This window comes from Corallococcus sp. AB018, from assembly GCF_003986945.1.
Lineage (GTDB): Bacteria > Myxococcota > Myxococcia > Myxococcales > Myxococcaceae > Corallococcus > Corallococcus exiguus.
Genome location: NZ_RAWR01000194.1, coordinates 1 through 20,630, shown reverse-complemented (window position 1 = coordinate 20,630; position 20,630 = coordinate 1). Strand labels below are relative to the sequence as shown.

Below are 20,630 nucleotides of genomic sequence, written 5' to 3'. Positions count from 1 at the left end.
TATTACCAAGCCATTCCCATGATGAAGGAGGAGCGACTGCTTCCGCTTGTCGAGCGCTTCGCCGAACTCCTCCATCAGCACCCTGTCTTCAAAGAAGCGCTCGGTTTCATATGAGGGGATGGCTCAGACCCCAGTCCTGGAGCTCGGCTCAACAGCGCCCCACTGTAAGGTTTGACGGTGATGGCAACCGAAACGTCCACCACCGAACAGTCGTCCAAAAACCAGACTTCCAGGCGCCAGCCGCAATTGACGAAATCCTTCAGGCTGAACGATTGTGATTGCGCACCTCAGTCAGCGTCTTGGAGGACACATCATGAAGAGCAAGCGCCCACTTCGGTTGAGTGTTCCGCTGATAGCCGCCATGGCATTCCCCGGATGCAATGAAGATCCAGCGCCAGTCGAGCTCAACCCCTCATCACTCACCGAAGCGCAACGGTCCCTCCAGCAGATCGATCAACTCTATGAGTCGGATCCCGCGGCTGCCCTGGACGCCGCGCAGCGACTGCGTCCGAAGCTCGACGAGCTCAATCACTTGATTACGCGGGTCGAGACGTCACCGAACCATTACGTTGAGTTCTATGATTTGCAGCCCGGCGGCATCCTCCTCGCGGAGCGCGGACCCGCGGGAGACGGACGCATCCTGGGTGAATCAGGGATTGCCGATCACTCAGCCGTCGAACTCTATCGGCAGTTGACGGGCGGCGCCACGCCGCCAGAAGCCCTGGTCAAGGCCGAGCGCCTCGTGACGCCTCCTGATGACGCCCACGTTCTCGCGAGGGACGAGGCGGATCCCAACCTGAAGTCCTCAGGGGCCTTCGCCTTGGATCGCGGTGCGCAGCGGGGGGACGGCCTCGCGTCCGTCACCCAATCCCTGGGGAGCGGCGACGGCGTCGTCTTCAGGGACCAGTACTGCTTCAAGGCCGGGGACTTCTTCAATTGCCTGCCCAACATCACAGGCGACACCTGGGCATCCGCCAATTCCAAATCGTCCTTCACCCGGCTCGCCCCCTACAGGGGAAGCATGAGGATGCAGGTCTCCTATGACAATGCCGTGAAGGGGGCCTGGGCCACGTTCGCCGGAGAAGAGTGGTCGTTCCGGCAATTGAGCGGCACCTACTATCCTTGTCCTGTCTGGCAGGCCTGCGGCACGCAGGAATACTACCTCCGCACGCACCGGTGGGATGTCCTGGACGCGGCGGGCGACGGGTATCACTTCTCGTATGCGTTCAGGAGCAGCTGCTCCTGGATCGGCTGCGACAACCCTCCCTGACCCTGGATAGGGCGGTGAGGAGCCTCAGCCTACCGCCTCCAGCAACTTGATGGCCTGCGCCAGGGCCCGCTTGAACGGCCGGTCGTCCTGGCGCTGTCCCTCCAACGCGCGCAGCGCTGGGAGCAACGCCGGGTCTCCCAACGCTCCGGCGGCTTCCACGAACTCCTGTCGGACACGCGAGCGGCGGAGGGCCTTGCGCAGCGACTCCAGCGTTCGCGGATCCTTGCGCTGCGCGAGCAGGAGCACGGCGTCGGCCCGGAGGACCGGACTCCCGTCGTCCATGCGGCGCACGAGTGAATCCCGGAGCACTGGCGTATCGACCTCCGGGGGCAAGGTCCGGAGGTGGGCCATCGCCAGCCCCCGGACGCCCTCGTCCGGATCATCCAGGAACGGCAGGAGCACGGACAGCGGCTCCTCACCGGACGACTTCAGGAGGCTCAGCAGCACCGCGCCCCGGACCTGGGCGGAGGGATGATCCCGAAAGGGTGCAATCGCTGGCGGAACCCGCGCGTCGCCCAGGTGTCCCAGGCCCGCGATGAGCGATGGCAGGACCTGCGCGTCCTGTTCCTCGAGGAGCAGCGGCAGCATCCGGTCCGCGGCGCTCGACCGCACGTCGGAAGGCTGCTCAAGCTGCGCCAGGATGTCGGCGCCCCGGGCGCGCTCCCGGGGGAGGCGCGAGCGCAGCAGCGCGCTGGCGGCGTCAAAGACGGCGTCCCCTCCCCTGCGGTGCAGGGCGTAGATGGCCTCCCAGGCCTCGGAGCTCTCCGGCACGCCCCGCAGCGCCCTGGCCACCAGCGTCTCCACCGCCCGGTCATCGTTGTCTGGTTCGTGTGACACGCTCACTCCAGGGCAGCCGGGAACGCGGGCAGGGCTTTGAAGTCCTCGGGGGCGTGCTCCACGACGAAGGCTCCGTGCGAGTCCTTCACCAGGGCCTCGACCCGGGCGAGGGACGCCAGGGTGTCCTCGCGATTGTCATTGAAGGCCGGCACACCGTGATGCTCCCAGTTCTCACGCGTGTGACAGAGGTCTCCAGACAACACATACGTCCCCGCCTGCCGCAGCCGCAGCACCAGCGATTGGTGTCCGGGCGTATGGCCCGGGGTGGGAATGATTCTCACGGTGCCGTCGCCAAACACATCCAGTTCGCCGTCCAGCAGCTGGACCCGGGCCTCGCGCCAGGCGGAGAAGCGGCTGGGGTCCACGCCCGGAGGGGCCGGCGTCCGGGTCGCCCACTCCAGCTCGCGCCGTTGGAGGAGCCACGTCGACGAGGGGAATGCATTGGCATTGCCCGCGTGGTCCGCATGCAGGTGGGAGAATCCCACGTAGCTCACGTCCGCGGGCGTGAGCCCCAGCTTCTGGAGCTGCGCGGCCAGGGAGGTCTCCAGCCGCAAGCGATTGCCCACCGGGTCTTCCACTCCAACCAGAAGCCCGTCGCTCAATCCCGTGTCCCAGACGAGCGTGCCCCGCGGATGCTGGATGACGAAGCACGGGACGATCAGCTCACCGGGCTTGCCTCCCGGAGGACTTCCGTCCGCGAAGAACCCCATGTCCTTCACGTCGATGTGGCCGCAGTCCAACGCGTAGAGACGGATCGCGGGAACCGGCGACGCGTCTGGCGCCGTCGCACGCACGCACGCGCCCGTGAGCAGCCCCAACAGGAGCACGGCGAGTGGGGTGGAGGGATTTCGAGGCATGTTCACAAGGCCTTCAGGACGGTGTCGACAATCCGCTCCAACCGCGTGGCGTCCTCGGCCGTCTTTCCGAGGACTCGCAAGCCGGTGAGCGTGTTGAGCAGGAGGGCCGCCAGCGCTTCCGCATCCTGGTTGGCAGCCAGCTCTCCCGTGCGCTGCCCTTCCTGGAGGACGGCCAGGAACGCGGCCTCCGTCTGGTCGAACATGCGCGCCGCCAGCTTCGTCACGGATGCATCCCGACCGGCCAGCTCGATGGCGGTGTTGATGGCCATGCAGCCCCGGCGCTCCGGGTCCGCCAGGTCCATCTCGATGATGGCGAGCATCAACGCCCGCAGCCGCTGCTTCACCGGCCCGGGCCGCTGGAGGAGCGCGAGCAGCTTCACCGCCTCATGGTCCAGGTAGTGTCGCAGCGCGTGCTCGAAGAGGCCGTGCTTGCTCTCGAACGTGTTGTAGAGGCTGCCCCGCCCCAACCCCATCCGCTCGCCCAGCTCCTGCGGCGTCGCCGCCGCGTAGCCCTTCTCCCAGAAGACCTCCATCGCCTTCTCCACGACGGCTTCCGGCTGGAACTTCCGGGGACGTGCCATGGAGGCCTTCTATGGCGTTTTGTACCTACAGGTCAAATACCAGGGTCGCGGAAGAAGGACGCCTGCTGGAAGCGCAGGCCCGCGAGGACCTGTTCGACCCGCGCGTCGGAGAGCGCGCCAATGCGCTCGCCGAGCCGCGACTTCTCCACTGACGACACCTGCGACACGACCACGACGCTCTGCTTCGCCAGGTGGCCCTCCCCCGCTTCGAGCAGCACGTTGCCGGGCTCGCTCGCCTTCTTCAGGTTGGAGGTGAGCGCGCAGACGATGACGGTGTGGATGCGGGAGCGGTTGAAGACGTCATCTTGGATGACGAGGTACGGGTGGGCGATGGGCGGCACGGAGCCCCGTGCCTCATCCGGCTCGCACCAGTACAGGTCGCCCCGGCGGATCGTCTTCGGGCCCGTGCTCATGCGCCGGGTTGTGCCACGCCGTGTCGAACCAGGGCAATCCTTCCCAGGGCCGCGCGTTGGTTGTAGGCAGGGCGTGCAACCACGCTGCGAGGTTCATCATGAAGGCCGTGTTCCGGGATGGCGAAGGGCACTTGCGCAACGGGTGGAAGGGCCTGGGCTTCGTCGTGACGGCCGCCATCCTCGCGGGCATTCTGATGTGGGTCTGGACGCTGCTGCCCGCCGTCGTGAAGCCGTTCGTGCCGCACTCCTTCTTCGGCTTCCTGGGCGTGCTGCTCGTGAGCCTGGACTTCCTGTATCTCGAAAAGCAGCCCCTGACCCTGTCGTCGCTCGGCATGTCGCTGGACCGGCGCGCGGGCCGTGACTTCGGCGTGGGGGCTCTGGCCGGAATGGTCCTGGTGGGGTTCGTGGCCCTGCTCGGTTGGGTGGCCGGTGGCTACCACCTGGAGCGCGCCGCGAACACGCCGGTGACCGCAATCGTGAAGGCGGCCTGGCTGATGCTGGGCGTCGGTCTCTTCGAGGAGGCGCTGTTCCACGGCTACCTCTTCCAGCGCGCCATCCGGGGGCTGGGCACGCGCTGGGCGCAGGTGGTCATCTCGCTCATCTTCTGTCTGGCGCACCCCTTCAACACGGAGATGGAGGTCCCCACGCGCGTCGTGGCGATGGTCACCACCTTCCTCGCGGGCTGGATGCTGGGCCTGTGCTACCTGCGCACGCGGCACCTGGCGCTGCCGGTCGGCGTGCACATGGGTTGGAACTGGTTCCTGGGCACGATGGGCTTCGGAGTGAGCGGCAAGGAAGCCCGCGGTTGGTGGACGCCCGTCTTCGAGGGCCGCCCGGAGTGGCTCACGGGCGGCGCCTATGGTCTGGAAGCGTCCATCTTCTGCGTCGTCGTCCTGAGCGTGGCAATCATTGCCCTGACGCGCTGGAAGGGCTCCGCCGCGCCGGAGCCGGAGGCACTGCCCCGCCCCAACGAGGCTCCGGTGCTCACGCCTCCAATGTGACGGTCTCCTCGAAGCCACGCTCGCCTGTGACAGTGACGGTCTGGAGTCGGGGGAAGCGCCCCTTCACCCGCTCCACCAGGTCTGGCAGCCCCACCTGTCCACATTGACGCCCACGTGCGGAAGGTCGTGCAGCACTTCATCCGCGATGGCACGCGCCTGCTTGTACACCGATGTCTCGTCCATCCGCGGAGTGTCCGCCAACCGCAGGGGCAGCAGCTAGTTCGTGCTGACTTCGTCCTGGGAAGCCTGGAGGCCACGGGGGCGCCGCATGCCCAGTTCGACCATCGCCTCGTGGGATCGCTTCACCATCTCGTGCAGTTCAGCCACCGCTTCCTTCCGGCCGTAGGCATCTCCCTCTCCGAGCCACCGGCGCAGGTCCGCCGCCAGTTCCCGCGCTGTCTGGTAGCGGGCTCCCGGGCGGGGCTGGAGGAGCTTGCGCAGTGCCAGGCCCAGCCCCTGCGGAAGCGGCTCTGTCAACGCCTCCAGGTCCGCTTGCGTGTAGGTCGCCGCGCGCCAGATCGCGTCCTCCACGCCGGCAGGGCTCCCAGCGAGCCGAGCCCTCCTGACGGCACGGCGGGCCCGCATGCGCTGCCTGACCGAAAGCGAGTCCTTCACCTCTTCGGTCAAGACGTCCGGGGCATCGAGGATGTTCTTCCCTGTCGCCAATTCGAGCAGGACATTGCCGAGCGCGAAGAGGTCCGAACGCGCATCCACACGCCCGGTCAGGAGCATCTCCGGGGAGGAGTAGAACGCATCCCCCTGAGGCTGGCGCACCGTGGACGAAACGCGGCCGGGCAGGTCCGAACGGGCGAGTCCGAAGTCGGAGACCTGCACGTCGCCGTTCCAATCGACGAAGATGTGCTCAACGTCGAGCGCCCGGTGGACGATGCGGAGGGAGCGCCCCTGCGCGTCCTTCGCCTCGTGGGCATGCTCCAGGGCCTCGGCGACGCGCGCCCCGACATGGAGGGTGAAGAGAGGAGAGAACCGGCGACCGCACTCCCCGGAGAGCGTCAACAGGGTGTTGATGGTGTGTCCCGACGGATGCTCGGTGATGACGTACCAGCACCCCTCCGCCTTGTGCAGCCCTTGGACACGGAGGATGCCCGGATGGTCGAGGTACGTCGCGAGACGCACCTGCTCCTCCAGCTTCGCCCGCGCCCGCTTGACGCGGGGCATCTCCATCAACTTCGGAACGCCCACCGCCTTGAGAAGCACCTTGCCTCGGATGATGCCCTCTGGAGTGCGGCGCCGGGCCAGCAGGAGACTCAACTCGTGGTGGACCACTCCCAGGTCTTCGCGGAACTCATACTGGACGCCGTCCCTCGTGAAGAGAATCGCCCCGCGTGGAAGCCTGAACTCCCTTTCCGACATGTGTCTTCCTCCTCTTCGCGCAGGAATCCCTGCTCCGCGCGTCGCGGGCGACGGTACCCGTGGGATGGGAAGAAACGGAACGACCCTGGGCGTGCGTGTCGGGCTCGAGGAGGAGGGGCGCGAAATCAAGCACCTACCTACCACGTCGTCCCGGGGCTACTCAGGGCCAGCGGTCCACAACGAACCCGCCACCCCGATTTGACGCCTTCACCCTGCCGTCCTTGAACTCTTCGGCCGTGGTCTCAACCACGAAGCAGATGGGGTACTCCTCCTGTCCCGGCAGCTTCACCCGGTCATACCGGATGACGAGTGTCTCTCCATCCGCACGCCCCATCTTGTCAGAGAGGTAGTACGCCTTGCCGTAGAAGCGTGTCCCCACAGGGGCGACCGCCTTCTGCCGGTCGATGTTGATGCCTTTCGGGACAATCCCCACCACCTCCGCGCCAGCGGTGAACCACACGAGTCCCCACGGTGCCTGGCGCTCGTCGAGTTGGAGGCTGAACTGGTCTGCGCCCCTCCAGTGAAGCTGCTCCCGCATGGTTTCATACGCCCCATCCGGACAGGTGAACGCCTCGGGCCTGATCTGAGCTCCCGGACAACCCGCCGCCAGCGCCGCGACGAGCGACAACGATGCGCACTCCACGGCGGCAACAGACTTCTTCGGCATGCGGGGCGCACGTCCTGGGGATGAGGCTTCGGGTGCTGGGGTCTTCAAGGCGGATCCTTCCTTCGGGGCAGCGGCGACTGCGGGCCCCGGGACTGTCACGGACGAAAGGCCAGCAGGTGTCATAGCAGGAGGTGTTGTCGTAGGCGGCGCGGAATGGGTGGTGGCGGGAGGAGGGCGTGGGGCTGCGGTGACGCGCGATCCGGCAGGCCCGCCGGGGACGCTCCTTGAAGAGCGCCAGAGGACCGAGGCCATGACGAGCGCGACGATACAAGCGATGCCTGCGAGCCACCTTCCCGTTCGGCGCGGTCGCTCCAGCATGGCCACATGCCGTTTGAGGGATTGCGGCGTGGAGGGCATCGCCAATGCCGTGGGCACCGGCCCTCCGTGACGCTGTTCAGCGGGTGGATGGGCCGGCACGTCATACTCAGCGGAGCGCGCGGCGCGGAGATCCGCCAGCTCGCGACGCAGCGCCTCGGTATCAACCGGACGCTTCTTGGGGTCTCGGGCCAGGACGCTCTCCACGAGATCGCTCAACTCCGCTGGAACCCGCGCATTCACCAGGCGGGGTGGCGGCGGTGGGAGAGCAAGGCTGTTCAAGTCGAAACGCGGACGAAACTCCGTCGGTCGCGGGTCGGTCAGCAGTTCATGAAGCATGACTCCGACCGCGAAGATTTCGTCGGCGACCTGGAAGGCGTAGCGAACCCGGTGCTCGTCCTTGTGCTCGCGCAGGAACTTGAACTGCTCGGGGGCGCGATAGCGGTCCGTGCCTGGAGGCAAGCCTCCGTCCGTCAGGTCTTCGGCGAGGGTGTAGGTCGCGCAGCTGAAGTCGATGATGACGGGCTCGCCGTCGCTCTTGCGGATGAGCACGTTGGACAGCTTCAGGTCCCGATGCAGGATGCCCCGGCCGTGCATGTAAGACAGCGCACCGGAGATCTTCTCGAAGACTCCGAGGATTTCACGAACGGTCGGGTGCTTGCGCTCTGCCCACTCCGCGAGCGTCCAACCGTCCACGTAGTCGAGCGCGAGGTAGAGGTTCCCGCTCTCCGCGAGGCCATGTCCCTGCGGCCGGACGATGTTCGGATGGTCCAGCATGAGCAGTGCCGTCAACTCCCGCAGCGTCCGGGCGTGGGTCTGCTTGAAGTCGCCGCTGGACTCCCGGTGCTGGGCCATCTTGATGGCACGGTGCCTGCCGTTCTTTTCGCCAAGGAAGACGAACGCGAAGCCTCCGTCGCCAAGTGCCTTGGCCACCTGCCACCCATCGATGAGTGAGCCGGGTGGAACATGGAGCAGTGTCGCGCTCATTGGGCGTCCTCCGCTGCGGGTTTCGGGAAGCGCACGCCTGGAATCGTGAGATGCCCCCCATCTCCGCGCACCTCCAGGGTGAAGACGAGGTCCGCTTGCGTCTCTGCCACGTCCACGACGGCAAGCACACGCTCTGCCTCTCCCGGAAGGATTGCCCCCGGCTTCTCCGCTACGAGCCGCGCGCGCAGGGGTATGCCGGCTCGCCCCACGAATGTCGCCTCTCGGGGTGTCCAGGCCGGGCGGTCAGGGCCGTTCACAATCGTCACGGCCGCCAGAATCCAACCCGTGCCTCGAAAGGCTACGATCGAGTCCCAGTTTAGCCCCTGCACAGCATCGAACTTGCCTTTGCGGCTGGACGTCGTGACGCCCTTCGCGTCCACGTAGCCGAGCAGCACGAAGTCTTCCGGCTTCGGCGCCGGGGCTTGGGCCGTGGGCTGGCAGGCCGTGTTCGGCGGCTCCGGGCGTTGCACGTCGATCCGTGAGTCCACATCGGCCGGATCGGTCACGAGCACGAAGGCGGCCCGCGTCGGCTGGTGGCCGTCCGCGAAGAAGACCCCGATCTCCTGTCGCTCACCGTCGCCGAGATTGGCCACGGGCTGAACGATGATCGACCGCTCGCCCGCATCCAGGACGCGGATCCGGGACTCATCGAAGGTCAGGGTCTTGCGCTGGATCGGTGAGGAGAACAGGAACACGGTCGGCGTGTCCCCCGCGACGTGGACGACGGGCAGCGGTCCGGTGGGCGTGCTGGCGACGGTGACGGGTCGTTCCCGCCTGACGCGCGCACCCGGTGCCTGCTCAGCCCACGCAACAGCTCCCGTGACAAGCGTGAGCGCCAGGGCCAATCTGAACGGTTGGAGCAATGGTGCATGACCTCCCAGATGGGAAGGCTACCATCGCGGATGCCCGCACAGCGGGTCTCTTTCCTACAACCGGAGCCACGTCCCAGGCCCCTTGAGCGAGGTCAAGTCGCTGCGCGTCCGCCGATCTCCGGAAAGCGTTCGTAGGCGCGCTTGAGCGCGTCCAGGTGGGCGGGGTCGTCCAGGTCGAGCGGCGTATCCGTGAGCTGTACGACCCACCCACCAGACGCCGTGCGCCGCGCCCGTGTGAGCAGTTCGGCGTCACGGGTTGGGTCCGGGAACCCGATGGCCTCCGCGGCAGCAGCCGACCAGTAGTTCAGCCACCCGAGGTAATAGGGAATCTCGGGTGAGCGGAGATGCTCGAAGAGCTTGAGGGCCGGCAGGCCCCGGGGAGGGGACGGTGGCCCTTCCAGCGTGGGAGCTATTTGCTCCGCGATGTCCCCCGAAGCGCCGTCCGGCGTCGCCTGCCCCCAGAACGCGCGTGCGCCCTTTGCCACTGATTCAAGCACATCCGCCGCTGCCGCAATAACCGCCGCATCTAGAGGCAACTTCGCATGGATTTGGAGCTGGGGCCGTCCGCCTGGACTCTCATATACGGAGCGTTGCAGCCCGGAGATCATTACGGGGTAACGCTCATCGTTGTTACATACCATCGGAAACTCACCGCGCATGGCCTCCTCAGCCAACCACGCATCGCGCTGTGGCAACGCGGCAAGCCGTCGCCTCTCGGTAACTCTCCACTCCAGGCGCAAGCCGGGCAACGCTCGTTCCAAGCCATGGACGGCAGCGAGTGTGCGGTTGTCGTTACCCACAAGTGCAGGCGCATAGACGTTGATAATGAGGGGACCTTGAGCGGTCATCGTTTGCACCTCGTTACGACGATTTTGAAGGTGGGATCCTGCTTGAGCAGCGCGAGTCTGTGCGCATCGGTGCTCACGCCAACAACAAAATCATATCCGCAAGCCCGCGCCGCAGCACGCTCCTTGCGCAATTGTTTAATTTCCTTTTCAATCTCCTGACCCTGGATATAAGCATTGTACGTGTCAAATTGATGGGTCTTGATCTCCCACAGCACGCGCACGCCGACTTGCAACGCATCGAAGCGCACGCCACCAACGAGCACGTCCATTCCGGGATAACGGTTGGGTGGGAACTTGTCGGCACATTCATTATGCGGGTCGTCCTCGCCCGCGTGGGGTACTGGAACAGGCTCACAACTGGCGCGTCCTGTCCGGTCCACTGGCACAGGCGGCACTGGTGGCTGCCAGTCCTGCCCCGATGGCTCCGGCTTCAGCTTGGGCTTGCGTTGCGCTTCAGCTTCCCGGGATGCCACCTTCGTTCCTCGTGAGGTCCCTGCTTCCTCGGGGTAGGCGTGCCGCAGCTCATACGCGTCCAGCGCCTCCTTGATGGCGACGCCGACCACCACCACACCCAGGACGATTACAACTCCCACAACGATCTCGGGAGCCACCAGCACGCAGAGCCCGACGCCCATGGCACCAGCGCCAGCGGAGGCGACCGCGCATCTTCCTGTGGTGTCGTGGAACTCGATCCGGTCATGGTCGAGGGCCTGATAGCACCTCTCCATCAGGACGGGCCAAGGCTGTGACGCTTCGCGGACCACGCACCGCCCATCGTCAGCCCAGGGCAGCTTCGCCGCCCGCTCAAGGTTGGTGAGTCTCTGGCTCCGCGGTCCGAGTGTGCCGGGAGTCGGTGTCGACGTGGCGCACGCCGAAAGAAAGAGGAGGAGTGCGATGCTAGCGCGGAAACGCATGGCCATATCCTCGCAGAAGAATGGAGGGTTTCAGCTGCCTTTTCCAACAGCATGCTTGCGCGTCCGGGGACGCAAGCGCTTCGGGCGCGAGGCTTCCGCATCAGCCTGCGCAACCAGGTACTCCGCGAACACGGACTCGAAAGTCTTCGCGAACTCACGGATGCGGGGGACCTTGCGCAGGTCCTTGTGCATCGTGAGGTAGAAGCGCAGTGACGGCAGCGGCGTCTCCAGCCGCACCCGCTTCAACTCCGGGTGCTGCTTCTCCGAGCCAATCCCAAGCATGACCAGCCCCATGCCGCCCTTCGCCGCGTGCAGCCGCGCCTCCATCGAATTGGAGCGGAAGGGGAAACGGGAAGCGCCCCGCTGGCTCAACCACTGCGAGGGGCCCTGCCCGCGAGGCGTCTCGTCCTCCACGACGAAGTCCTGCCCGCGGTAGTCGTCAGCGCCCAGGAAGCGCTTGGGGAGGGATCGCGAGAGGTAGTCCTCGCTCGCGTAGAGGCCGCTCACGACCTCACCCAACGGCTTGTCGACGAGCACCGGCGAGGAGGACCGGCCCCCTCGCACGCCAATGTCAGCCTCGCGCGAGGACAGGTCCACGAACCGCAGCTCCGAAATCACTTCAATCAGCGTCTCCGGATGCAGCCGCCGGAAGCGAGTCGCCGCCTCCGCCGCCCCCGTCAGGAAGCCGTCCGGAAGGGAGATGCGAATCCTGCCCGCATAGGGTGAGCCTCCGCCGCCATCGCGCCGGTGCGCGCGCAGGGATTGCTCGAAGCGCTCAGCCAGCGCGATGAGCTCCAGCGCTTCCTTCTCCAGCCACGCCCCCTGCGAGGTGCGGTGGACCAGCGCGCGCCCCAGGTCCTTCTCCAGCGCTCCGATGCGGCGCGCGACCGTGGACGTCGACAGGCCCAGCTTGAGCCCCGCCGCGAGGAAGCTGCCGCCGCGATGCACTTCGAGCAGGACGTGGAGGTCATCCCAGTCAGGCAGTTTGTTTTCCATGAGCGGAAAGCACTCTAGGTCGCCGGCAGCGCGGGCGTCTTCGGCCGGGTCATCCGCGCGATGACCTTCGCGCTGAGCTCCCGCGAGAAGAACCGGTTGGCGAAGGCCGCGAGCCGGTTGCCAAAGCCATGCACCACCGACGAGCGCCCGGCGATGAACGCATCCAGGCCGACCTCCACCACGTCCTCCGGGCGCGCCTTCCTACCGGGCGAAGCGCCCTCCCCCGAACGCTCGAAGAACGGCGTGTCCGTGGCCCCAGGAGACAGGGCGAGCACCCGCACGCCACGCTCGCGGTACTCCGCCCAGAGCGCCTCGCTGAAGGACAGGACGAAGGCCTTCGTCGCCCCATAGACAGCCATGTACGGCGTCGGCTGGTACGCCGCCATCGAGGCCACGTGGATGACGCCTCCCTGGCGCCGCTCCAGCATGGGCAGGAAGACGTGCGTCAACTCCACCAGCGCATGGACGTTGAGAGCAATCTGCTCCAGCTGGTCCTTCAAGGGCAGCACGTCGAAGCCACCGTGGAGCCCGAACCCCGCGTTGCTCACCAGGACGTCCACCTCCAGCCCCTTCGCGCGCACCGCCTCGAAGAGCCGCTGGGGCGCGCCCGGGGCGGTCAGGTCCGCGGGGAGGACATGCGCGTTGCCCAGCGCCGCCGCGAGCGCCTCCAGCTTCGCCTCGCTCCTGGCCACCAGCACCACCGTGGCCCCCCGCCGTGACAAGCGCCGCGCGAACTCCGCGCCAATGCCCATGGATGCACCGGTCACCAGCACCGTCTTGCCCGCGAAATCAAATCGTTTCATGGGACCAGGATGCGCGCCGGCCACCCCAGCAACAACGGGCAGCGGCGGGCACCTGCTTTCCACAAATGGAAAGCGGCGCCTTCCCCTACTCGCGCGACGGAAACGGCGGTCCCGGGCGCGGCGTGTACACGTTGGCGCTCACGGAGCGCGCCGCCGCGGTGATGCCAATCAGGCTCTCCGCGTGCCCCAGGAAGAAGTAGCCCGTCTCCGGCAGCCGCGACAGCAGCCCCTGGATGACGCGCGTCCGGGCCTCCGTGCCGAAGTAGATGAGCACGTTGCGGCAGAAGATGATGTCGAACGGTCCCACCGGCCAGGTGGCGGGCGCGTGCAGGTTCGCGCGGGCGAAGCGCATGAAGTGGCGCAGCTCCGGGCCCGCCGACATGAAGCCCTCCTGGGTGCGCACGCCCTTCAGCATGTACTTGCGCAGCAGCACCTGCGGAATGGTCCGGGCCCGCTCCATGCTCCAGAGGCCCTCCTCCGCGCGCTTCACCGCCCAGGTGGACAGGTCCGTCGCGACGAGCTCCAGGCTCCACCCGGAGCCCTTGGGGAACGCCTCCAGCAGCTCCATCGCCAGCGAGTACGGCTCCTCGCCCGTGGAGCAGCCGGCGCTCCAGACGCGGATGCTCCGGGGCCGCCGGCCCTGCGCCGCCTGGGCCGCCCACTCCGGGAAGACGTGCTCACGCAGCAGGTCGAAGTGCCGGGGCTCGCGGAAGAAGGACGTCTCGTGGGTGCAGAGGCTGTCGAGCATCCGCACCTTCTCCGCCTCGTTCCCCCGCGCGGTGACGTACGCGTGGTAGGCGGCGAAGGACGGCAGCCCCAGCTCCCGCAGCCGCCGCGACAGCCGGTTCGCCACCAGCGCGTTCTTGGCCGCGGACAGGTGGATGCCCGCCTCCGTCTCCACCAGATGCTGGAACAGCGCCAGCTCCGAGCGCGACAGCGCCGGAGGCAGCGCGGACGGCCAGAGCGCGTCCTCGCTCATCCCCTCACCCGTTGCCCGATGCTTCCGGTGCCGAGGCCGGAGCCGCCAGGGCCGGAGCCGCCGGAGCCGCTGCCTCGTCGGTGGCGGCCGTCAGCCGGAGCAACTCCTCCAGCGACAGGACCCGGTCCAGGTCCAGCAGCAGGATGAACGTGTCGTTGTGGCGGCCCATGCCCCGGAGGAACTCCAGCCGCACGCGCGTGCCGAAGGCGGGGGGCGGTTCGATGTCCGCGGGGCCCAGCTCCAGCACCTCGCGCACCGTGTCCGTGAGCAGCCCCAGCACCGTCTGCTGGCCGTCGAGCACCACCTCCACGATGACGAAGCAGGACCAGCGGGTGATGGGCCGGGGCGGCAGCCCGAACTTCACCGCCAGGTCCACGACGGGCACCACGCTGCCGCGCAGGTTGATGACGCCCTGCACGGCCGCGGGCATCCCCGGCACGCGCGTGACGGGGCGGTGTTCGATGATCTCCCGCACCCGCAGGAGGCCCACGGCGTACTCTTCGCCCGCGAGCATGAAGCTCAGGTAGCTGGACCTGCCGCTGCCCGGTTCGGTGGACTGACTCATGGTACGAGCCCCTTCCTAGAACCGCTGGAAGTCATGGGGGGCCGGCGCTTCCGCGCCGTTCTGGAGCCGGGACAGCGCCCCGTTCGTGGACGTGGCCAGCGGCCCCTGCGCCGCCGCCTGGAGGCCCCGGACGGGCGAGGCCGGCAGCCGGGGCGCCATGGGGCGATGCTGCGTGGAGGAGGCGTTGAAGCTCATGCCCTCCACCAGCCGGAAGAAGTTCATCATCTGCAGCAGCGACTCCGCCTGGGTGGCCATCTCCTCCGCGGTGGAGGACAGCTCCTCCGCGGCGGACGCGTTGCGCTGCGTGACTTGATCCACCTGCGTCATGGCGCGGTTCATCTGCGACACGCCGATGGACTGCTCGCGCGAGGCGTTGGCCACCTGCTGCACCAGCTCCGACGTGCGGCGGATGGCGGGCACCAGCTCCGACAGCAGCTGGCCGCTGCGCTCGGCGACCTTCACGCTGGAGGTGGCCAGGCTGCCAATCTCCTTCGCGGCCTTCTGGCTGCGCTCCGCCAGCTTGCGTACCTCCGTGGCGACGACGGAGAAGCCCCGGCCGTGCTCCCCGGCGCGCGCGGCCTCCACGGCGGCGTTCAGCGCGAGCAGGTTCGTCTGGTAGGCAATCTCCTCCACGATGTCGATGCGCTCCGCGATGGCGTTCATCGCCTCCACGGTCTCCTTCACCGCGCGGCCGCTCTCCTCCGCGTCACGGGCGCCCTTGAGGGCCGTCTGCTCCATCTCCCGGCTGTTCTCCGAGTTCTGGCGGATGCTGACGTTGAGCTGCTCCAGGCTGGCGGTGGTCTCCTCCACGGAGGCCGCCTGGGAGCTGGTGCCCTGCGACAGCCCCTGCGCGGCGGACGCCACCTGGAGGGACGCGGACGACAGCGAGCCCGCGGCGCCGCGCACCTCGCTGATGACGCCCGACAGCCGGTGGATCATGTCGCGCATGCTGCCCATCATCCGGCCCGTCTCGTCCGTGCCCCGCGTGGTGATGTTCGCCGTGAGGTCGCCCGCCGTCACCTGCGACGTCACCTGCACGGCCTCCGTCAGCGGCTGCACGATGCTGCGGGTGAGGAAGAAGGACAGCAGGGCCGCGAGCACCACGCCCAGGACGCCGCCCATGATGATCATGTCGTAGAGGTCCACCACCATGCCCGCGGTGCGGGTGGTGCGCTCGGCCAGCAGGGCGGTCTCGTCGTCCCCCAGCTTGGTGAGCAGCATGCGGATGCGGTCCGCGGTCTGCTTGCCGCGCGCGGACTGCTCCACCGCGACCAGCTGGGCCAGCTCCCCGCGGCCCGCGTTGACCTCGCGGCGCTGCGCGATGAGGGGCTCCAGGTGCTGGGAAATCCACTGCTGCAACAGGTCGCGGATCTCCTGCTGGCGCTCCTGCTGGCGGTGGTCGCTCTGGGTGAGCTGGCGGATGCTGTCCAGGCTCTGCGACACGCTCATCCGGGCCATGTTGTAGGGCTCCAGGAACTTGTCGTCGCCAGTGATGAGGAAGCCGCGCTGCCCCGTCTCCAGGTCGGCCATGTCACCCTCCAGGGTGCGCACGGCGATGAGCACCTTGTGGCTTTCGGTGTCGCCCTCGGCGGTGACGGAGACCTTGAGGATGGTCGTGTACACCACCACCACGAGCGCGATGATGATGGCGACCATCGCGCTGAAGGCGAGCGTCAGCTTCGCCGTGATGCTCAGGTTGTTGAACATGATGACTCCAGAAACAGAAGACTGACCGCTACGGCGCCCGGGTGGCGTTCGCGGGAGAAGGGGTTGCCAGGGGGGAGGGAGGACTGAGCGCGGCCTCGGAGGCGTGGAGGATGGCCCGGCGCACCAGCGCGGGCGTGTCCAGCAGCAGCCCCACCCGGCCGTCGCCCAGGATGGTGGAGCCGGAGATGCCGGGGATGCCCTGGAAGAGGCGCCCCAGGGGGCGGATGACCCGCTGGCCCTCGCCCTGGAGCTCATCCACCGCCAGGCCGATGACGCCGTCCGGATGCCTGAGGACGACCACGTTCTCCCGGGCTGGCGTGCTCCCGCCCAGGGAGAACACCTGGCGCAGCCGCAGGAACGGCAGCGGCTGGCCTCGCAGGGACAGCACACCGGACGACTCCAAGGTGCGCTCGTTGGCGGGGACCTCCATGCACTCCTGCACGCCCTCGATGGGGACCACGTACACCTGGTCTCCCACGCCCATGGCGAAGCCCTGGATGACGGCGAGCGTGAGCGGCAGCCGCAGCGTCAAGGTGGTGCCCTGCCCCTCCTGGCTCTGGATGGACACGGAGCCGCGCAGCGCTTCGATGTCCCGGCGCACCACGTCCATGCCCACGCCGCGGCCGGACAGCTCCGTCACCTCGGTGGCCGTGGAGAAGCCGGGCTCGAAGATGAGGCGCAGCAGTTCGTCGTCGCGCAGCCGCTCGGGCGCCGCCACCAGCCCCTTCTGCTTCGCGCGCTCGCGCACCCGTTCGCGCTGGATGCCGCGGCCGTCGTCGGACAGCTCCACCACGACGCTGCCAGCGTCATGGTAGGCCTTGAGCCGCAGGCGGCCCCGGGGGTCCTTGCCCGCGGCGCGCCGCTCGTCCGGCGTCTCGATGCCGTGGTCCAGCGAGTTGCGCAGCAGGTGGAGCAGCGGGTCGCGCAGCGCGTCCAGCACCGCGGTGTCCAGCGTGGCGTCCTCGCCCTCCAGCTCCAGCTGGGCCAGCTTCTGCTGGGAGCGGGCCAGGTCGCGCACGGTGCGCAGGTGCTGACGGAACAGAGGCCCCACCGGGACCATCCGCACCTTCATCACCTCTTCCTGGAGCGCCTCGAAGAGCGGATCCATCTCCCGCTGCTGGTTGAGCGCGTCCTCCCAGCTGGCCCCGGACTCCTCCGCGCGCGACAGGAACTGCGCCATCCGCCCGCGCGCCACGGACAGCTCCGCGGTGAGCGTGACGATGCGGTCCAGGCGCTCCATGTCCATGCGCACGCGGGTCCGCGTCGTGCCACGCGCCTCCGGCAGGCGCGGCAGCGTAGCGGGAATCGGCAGCGCCTCCGTGGGAGCTCCCGCGACGATGCCCTCGCGCAGCAGGGTGAGGTGGGTCTGGTGCACCGCGCCCAGCGAGTCCACGCCCGCGAGCGACGCCTGGCACAGCTCGCGGAGGTGATCCACCGCGCCCAGCAGCAACGACACCCGCGTCTCATCCAGCGTGAGGCGCCCGTCGAGCAGGGCCTGGAGGAGGTCCTCGACGCCGTGCGTGTAGTCCGTGACGGCCTGGAAGCCGAGCGACGCCGCCGCGCCCTTGAGCGTGTGCGCACCGCGCAGGATGCCCGGGAGCAGCCCCTCCGCCGGAGAGACCTCCAGCGCGATGAGGTTCTCTTCCATGGAGGAGACCAGCCCCTCCGCCTCGTCCGCGAAGACGGCCAGCACCTTCTGCCATTCCGCGGCGGTCTCTGACGGGATGTCCCCCGGGCCCATCGTCACCTTCCGCCCCAGGGGCGAAGGGAGACCGGCACACGTAGAGGGATGGGTGGAGGGATTCTCAAGAACACGGACGCGCGCCCCCCTTCCTCAGGATGCAAGGCATTGCCATGAAGGTGGGCCGTCCCCCAGGCGAGGAATGAATCAAGAACTGAACAGTAGCGAAATGAACACAAATAAACAACCTCACCAGTGATTTCACGCAGCGTTGGAATCCACGGGAAAACAAGGCCCGGGACAGAGCAGGACGTCACAGGTTGGCTGAGCGAGGCTCCACGACGAGAGCGTATCTCACCTGTCGTGAGTTACTTGTTTCAATCCCATCCACATCCAACACACTGCGTCTCGTACGTTCGTCCAAGACATCTCACTCGCACTCCGGGGTGATGCGGACTCCCCGGGGCATACGCGACGCTGGCTTGAGCGCACGCCGAGCAGCCGGAGGTGCTTCATGCCCAGCGTCATCGTGGTGGGAGGAGGCGTCGCGGGACTGACGGTCGCGCACGAGCTGGTGGAGCGCGGCTTCGAGGTCCAAGTCTTCGACACGCGGACGACCTGGGGCGGCAAGGCCCGCTCGCAGCCGGTGGCGGGCACGGGGACGAACGGGCGGCGCGACCTGCCGGGCGAGCACGGCTTCCGCTTCTACCCACGCTTCTACCGCCACGTCATCGACATGATGCAGCGCACGCCCGCCGTCCCCGGCGCGGCCACGCCCTCCGTGGAGCAGCACCTCAAGGCCACCACGGAGAGCGCCATCGCGCTCATCGACGAGGACACGTGGTACCGCTTCTCCCGCCGCAAGCTGGACAAGCCTTATGACGTCCTGGAGGCGCTGGAGCTGTTCTTCCAGAAATTGGACTTCGACAAGGCCGACAGCAGCCTCTACAGCCTCAAGATCCTCCAATTCCTCTCATCCAGTGAGGCCCGCCGGTTCGGCCAGTACGAGCGGATGTCCTGGTGGGACTTCGCGCAGGGGGACCTGTACTCGCCGAAGTTCCAGCGGCAGCTGCGGGCCGTGCCGCGCACGATGGTGGCCATGGATCCGCGGCGCGGGTCCGCGCGGACGATTGGCGCCATCTCCATGCAGCTCATCCTCGACTTCGCCCAGAGCGGGGTGAACAACGACCGGACGATGGGCGGCCCCACGAGCCAGATGTGGCTCGAGCCCTGGCTTGCCCACCTGCGCGGACTGGGCGTGCAATTCCACGCGGGCGTCCCATGCACCGGGCTCGACGTCGCGGGCGGGCGCATCGCCGGGGTCCGCTTCGCCAACGGCGAGTCCCGCATGGCCGACCACTACGTGCTCGCGGTGCCGCTGGAGGCGGCGCATGCGCTGATGACCCCGGAGCTGGCCGCGTTGGACCCGGCGCTGGCGCGGCTGCGCGCGGCGGACGTGGAGCAGCTGGTGTCCTGGATGGTGGGCATCCAGTTCTTCCTCTACGAGGACGTGCCGCTGGTCCGCGGCCACACCTTCTATCCGGACTCCCCGTGGGCGCTGACGTCCATCTCGCAGCCGCAGTTCTGGCGCGAGCTGGGGCTGTTCCGGCGCGTGTTCGGGGATGGGCAGGTGGGCGGGCTGCTGTCCATCGATGTCTCGGATTGGAACACGCCCGGCACCTTCGTTCCGAAGCGCGCGAAGGACTGCACGCCGGAGGAGATAAAGACGGAGGTCTGGGGACAGCTCAAGGCGGCGCTCAACGGGCTGGACCCGGACGAGCAGGTGCTGACCGACGAGTTCCTGCACTCCTTCCACCTGGACGCGGACCTGGACTACGGCGGCGGGCTGCCGCCGCGCAACTCGTCCGGCCTGCTCGTCCACCCACCCGGCTCCTGGAACGTGCGTCCGGAGGCCGCGAGCGTCATTCCCAATCTCTGTCTCGCAGGGGACTACGTCCGCACGCACACGGACCTGGCCTCCATGGAAGGAGCGTGCGAAGCGGGCCGCCGCGCGGTCAATGCCATCCTTGACCGGACGCAGTCCCAATCCAGCCGCGCGCTCATCTGGCCCCTGGAGGAGCCGGCGTGGGTGGAGCCATGGAAGCGCCTGGACGCGGCGCTGTATCAACGCGGACGCCCGCACCTGTTCGAGCTGCTGGGCCTGCGCACCGCGGTCCAGGCCTCGGACGTGCTGCGCCGGTTCGCGGCGCTCACGGGCCTCACCGACGTGGATGACGGGTTGGATCAGTTCCGCGTCTCCAGCGTGGTGGACGCGCTGCTGGAGAGGCTGGGCATCGACTGAGCATCGACGGACTACTGGAGCGCGGGCTGCTCCTGCTCCTCCTTGCTGGCCTTGGCGTAGTCCTCCGCGCCGGTGAAGTCGACGACGCGGCAGGGTTCATCGCCCACGACCCAGGCGTCATGGCCTGACGGGATGAAGGCGACGTCGCCCGGCTCCAGGTCCAGCTCCTGACCGTCATTCATCACGACGTGCATCCGCCCGGACAGGATGCTGAGGGTGTGGACGACTTCGCAGGACTCCGTGCCCGCGATGGGTTTCACGTGCTCCGACCAGCGCCAGCCGGGTTCGAAGTAGCCACGGCCAATGCTGAGCGCTCCCATGTTCAGGACGATGGCTTCTCCGTGCGAGACGAAGGGCCGGCGCTCGTCCGCCTCGTTGGCCTTCTTGATGATGGCGCGTCCCATGGTGCAATCCCTCCCGGTGAATGGGTCCCAGGAAAGCTGGGGGCTCCGCGCGCCGGTGGAAAGGGTTCGGGCGCGGACGCGGGCGGTGGACCGGAGCACGGGGTGTAGCGCCCGTCCCCACCTCCGTACCTTCGTGCCGCAATCCGGTCCCGAGGGAATCAAGCCATGCGCCCAACGTCGCGCCTTGCCCTGTGGGCATGTCTGGTCATCGCGCAGGGATGCCGCTCGCATCACGAGCCGCCTCCCGCGCCCCCACCCAC

19 protein-coding genes are annotated in these 20,630 nt (G+C 67.8%); 3 read left to right on the top strand and 16 right to left on the bottom strand.

Going from position 1 to position 20,630, the window contains the following annotated elements:
• Window positions 1-313 precede the first annotated feature (313 nt).
• The gene (locus D7Y11_RS32470) at window positions 314-1,270 is read left to right on the top strand and encodes a hypothetical protein (RefSeq protein WP_120576645.1); all 957 of its coding nucleotides are present in this window, start codon (window positions 314-316) and stop codon (window positions 1,268-1,270) included.
• Window positions 1,271-1,294: 24 nt separating this feature from the next.
• Here the strand turns inward: D7Y11_RS32470 and D7Y11_RS32465 are convergent, their stop codons facing one another.
• The 4 genes from D7Y11_RS32465 to D7Y11_RS32450 are packed head-to-tail and all read right to left on the bottom strand — an operon-like array spanning window position 1,295 to window position 3,958.
• Entirely contained in the window at window positions 1,295-2,107 is an 813-nt protein-coding gene (locus tag D7Y11_RS32465) for a HEAT repeat domain-containing protein (RefSeq protein ID WP_120576644.1), read from the bottom strand.
• Between the two features lie 2 nt (window positions 2,108-2,109).
• A complete protein-coding gene (locus D7Y11_RS32460) occupies window positions 2,110-2,964 on the bottom strand; it encodes an N-acyl homoserine lactonase family protein (protein WP_120576643.1) in 855 nt (284 codons plus the stop codon).
• Between the two features lie 2 nt (window positions 2,965-2,966).
• The gene (locus tag D7Y11_RS32455) at window positions 2,967-3,545 is read right to left on the bottom strand and encodes a TetR/AcrR family transcriptional regulator (protein WP_120576642.1); all 579 of its coding nucleotides are present in this window, start codon (window positions 3,543-3,545) and stop codon (window positions 2,967-2,969) included.
• 32 nt (window positions 3,546-3,577) lie between these two features.
• On the bottom strand, window positions 3,578-3,958 hold the full coding sequence (locus D7Y11_RS32450) for a type II toxin-antitoxin system PemK/MazF family toxin (protein ID WP_120576641.1): 381 nt from the start codon (window positions 3,956-3,958) through the stop codon (window positions 3,578-3,580).
• Between the two features lie 98 nt (window positions 3,959-4,056).
• Between D7Y11_RS32450 and D7Y11_RS32445 the strand changes: the two genes are divergently transcribed.
• Window positions 4,057-4,959: a CPBP family intramembrane glutamic endopeptidase gene (locus tag D7Y11_RS32445; RefSeq protein WP_120576640.1), complete on the top strand. Its 903-nt coding sequence runs from the start codon at window positions 4,057-4,059 to the stop codon at window positions 4,957-4,959.
• Window positions 4,960-5,175: 216 nt separating this feature from the next.
• On the opposite strand, the gene D7Y11_RS32440 is transcribed toward D7Y11_RS32445, so the two are convergent.
• The 11 genes from D7Y11_RS32440 to D7Y11_RS32390 all read right to left on the bottom strand — a co-directional run bounded on the left by D7Y11_RS32440 (window position 5,176) and on the right by D7Y11_RS32390 (window position 17,724).
• Window positions 5,176-6,330, bottom strand: coding sequence for a protein kinase (locus tag D7Y11_RS32440; protein ID WP_120576639.1), 1,155 nt, complete (start codon window positions 6,328-6,330; stop codon window positions 5,176-5,178).
• Window positions 6,331-6,490: 160 nt separating this feature from the next.
• Window positions 6,491-8,299 (bottom strand): serine/threonine-protein kinase, encoded by a 1,809-nt coding sequence (locus D7Y11_RS32435; RefSeq protein ID WP_126935614.1) that lies wholly within the window; start codon window positions 8,297-8,299, stop codon window positions 6,491-6,493.
• On the bottom strand, window positions 8,296-9,162 hold the full coding sequence (locus D7Y11_RS32430) for a DUF2381 family protein (RefSeq protein WP_120576637.1): 867 nt from the start codon (window positions 9,160-9,162) through the stop codon (window positions 8,296-8,298). The genes D7Y11_RS32435 and D7Y11_RS32430 overlap by 4 nt, the downstream gene beginning before the upstream one ends.
• A gap of 101 nt (window positions 9,163-9,263) precedes the next feature.
• Window positions 9,264-10,019 carry a DUF5953 family protein gene (locus tag D7Y11_RS32425; protein ID WP_120576636.1) on the bottom strand — a complete coding sequence of 252 codons (756 nt, stop codon included), beginning with the start codon at window positions 10,017-10,019 and terminating at the stop codon, window positions 9,264-9,266.
• Window positions 10,016-10,654, bottom strand: a complete 639-nt coding sequence (locus D7Y11_RS32420) for a DUF6310 domain-containing protein (protein WP_306466065.1) — start codon at window positions 10,652-10,654, stop codon at window positions 10,016-10,018. The genes D7Y11_RS32425 and D7Y11_RS32420 overlap by 4 nt, the downstream gene beginning before the upstream one ends.
• A 309-nt stretch (window positions 10,655-10,963) precedes the next feature.
• Complete coding sequence (locus tag D7Y11_RS32415; protein ID WP_120576634.1) at window positions 10,964-11,929, bottom strand: LysR family transcriptional regulator; 966 nt, start codon at window positions 11,927-11,929, stop codon at window positions 10,964-10,966.
• Window positions 11,930-11,943: 14 nt separating this feature from the next.
• Window positions 11,944-12,732, bottom strand: coding sequence for an SDR family oxidoreductase (locus D7Y11_RS32410; protein WP_120576661.1), 789 nt, complete (start codon window positions 12,730-12,732; stop codon window positions 11,944-11,946).
• Window positions 12,733-12,817: 85 nt separating this feature from the next.
• On the bottom strand, window positions 12,818-13,711 hold the full coding sequence (locus D7Y11_RS32405; RefSeq protein WP_120576633.1) for a protein-glutamate O-methyltransferase CheR: 894 nt from the start codon (window positions 13,709-13,711) through the stop codon (window positions 12,818-12,820).
• Between the two features lie 4 nt (window positions 13,712-13,715).
• A complete protein-coding gene (locus D7Y11_RS32400; protein WP_120576632.1) occupies window positions 13,716-14,276 on the bottom strand; it encodes a chemotaxis protein CheW in 561 nt (186 codons plus the stop codon).
• Window positions 14,277-14,291: 15 nt separating this feature from the next.
• Window positions 14,292-15,983: a methyl-accepting chemotaxis protein gene (locus D7Y11_RS32395; protein ID WP_120576631.1), complete on the bottom strand. Its 1,692-nt coding sequence runs from the start codon at window positions 15,981-15,983 to the stop codon at window positions 14,292-14,294.
• 28 nt (window positions 15,984-16,011) lie between these two features.
• Window positions 16,012-17,724 (bottom strand): chemotaxis protein CheA, encoded by a 1,713-nt coding sequence (locus tag D7Y11_RS32390; protein WP_199753837.1) that lies wholly within the window; start codon window positions 17,722-17,724, stop codon window positions 16,012-16,014.
• A 454-nt stretch (window positions 17,725-18,178) separates the two neighbouring features.
• Here D7Y11_RS32390 and D7Y11_RS32385 point away from each other — a divergent pair, with 454 nt between their 5' ends.
• Window positions 18,179-19,966: an FAD-dependent oxidoreductase gene (locus D7Y11_RS32385; protein WP_126935612.1), complete on the top strand. Its 1,788-nt coding sequence runs from the start codon at window positions 18,179-18,181 to the stop codon at window positions 19,964-19,966.
• A gap of 11 nt (window positions 19,967-19,977) precedes the next feature.
• Here the strand turns inward: D7Y11_RS32385 and D7Y11_RS32380 are convergent, their stop codons facing one another.
• Window positions 19,978-20,370, bottom strand: a complete 393-nt coding sequence (locus D7Y11_RS32380; RefSeq protein ID WP_120576628.1) for a cupin domain-containing protein — start codon at window positions 20,368-20,370, stop codon at window positions 19,978-19,980.
• Window positions 20,371-20,630 lie beyond the last annotated feature (260 nt).

Excerpts from the sequence above, each read along its gene's own strand:
- D7Y11_RS32470 (WP_120576645.1), top strand. The coding sequence starts at position 314 with ATGAAGAGCAAGCGCCCACTTCGGTTGAGTGTTCCGCTGATAGCCGCC.
- D7Y11_RS32460 (WP_120576643.1), bottom strand. The coding sequence starts at position 2,964 with ATGCCTCGAAATCCCTCCACCCCACTCGCCGTGCTCCTGTTGGGGCTG.
- D7Y11_RS32455 (WP_120576642.1), bottom strand. The coding sequence starts at position 3,545 with ATGGCACGTCCCCGGAAGTTCCAGCCGGAAGCCGTCGTGGAGAAGGCG.
- D7Y11_RS32450 (WP_120576641.1), bottom strand. The coding sequence starts at position 3,958 with ATGAGCACGGGCCCGAAGACGATCCGCCGGGGCGACCTGTACTGGTGC.
- D7Y11_RS32445 (WP_120576640.1), top strand. The coding sequence starts at position 4,057 with ATGAAGGCCGTGTTCCGGGATGGCGAAGGGCACTTGCGCAACGGGTGG.
- D7Y11_RS32440 (WP_120576639.1), bottom strand. The coding sequence starts at position 6,330 with ATGTCGGAAAGGGAGTTCAGGCTTCCACGCGGGGCGATTCTCTTCACG.
- D7Y11_RS32435 (WP_126935614.1), bottom strand. The coding sequence starts at position 8,299 with ATGAGCGCGACACTGCTCCATGTTCCACCCGGCTCACTCATCGATGGG.
- D7Y11_RS32425 (WP_120576636.1), bottom strand. The coding sequence starts at position 10,019 with ATGACCGCTCAAGGTCCCCTCATTATCAACGTCTATGCGCCTGCACTT.
- D7Y11_RS32420 (WP_306466065.1), bottom strand. The coding sequence starts at position 10,654 with ATGGGCGTCGGGCTCTGCGTGCTGGTGGCTCCCGAGATCGTTGTGGGA.
- D7Y11_RS32415 (WP_120576634.1), bottom strand. The coding sequence starts at position 11,929 with ATGGAAAACAAACTGCCTGACTGGGATGACCTCCACGTCCTGCTCGAA.
- D7Y11_RS32410 (WP_120576661.1), bottom strand. The coding sequence starts at position 12,732 with ATGAAACGATTTGATTTCGCGGGCAAGACGGTGCTGGTGACCGGTGCA.
- D7Y11_RS32405 (WP_120576633.1), bottom strand. The coding sequence starts at position 13,711 with ATGAGCGAGGACGCGCTCTGGCCGTCCGCGCTGCCTCCGGCGCTGTCG.
- D7Y11_RS32400 (WP_120576632.1), bottom strand. The coding sequence starts at position 14,276 with ATGAGTCAGTCCACCGAACCGGGCAGCGGCAGGTCCAGCTACCTGAGC.
- D7Y11_RS32395 (WP_120576631.1), bottom strand. The coding sequence starts at position 15,983 with ATGTTCAACAACCTGAGCATCACGGCGAAGCTGACGCTCGCCTTCAGC.
- D7Y11_RS32390 (WP_199753837.1), bottom strand. The coding sequence starts at position 17,724 with ATGGGCCCGGGGGACATCCCGTCAGAGACCGCCGCGGAATGGCAGAAG.
- D7Y11_RS32385 (WP_126935612.1), top strand. The coding sequence starts at position 18,179 with ATGCCCAGCGTCATCGTGGTGGGAGGAGGCGTCGCGGGACTGACGGTC.
- D7Y11_RS32380 (WP_120576628.1), bottom strand. The coding sequence starts at position 20,370 with ATGGGACGCGCCATCATCAAGAAGGCCAACGAGGCGGACGAGCGCCGG.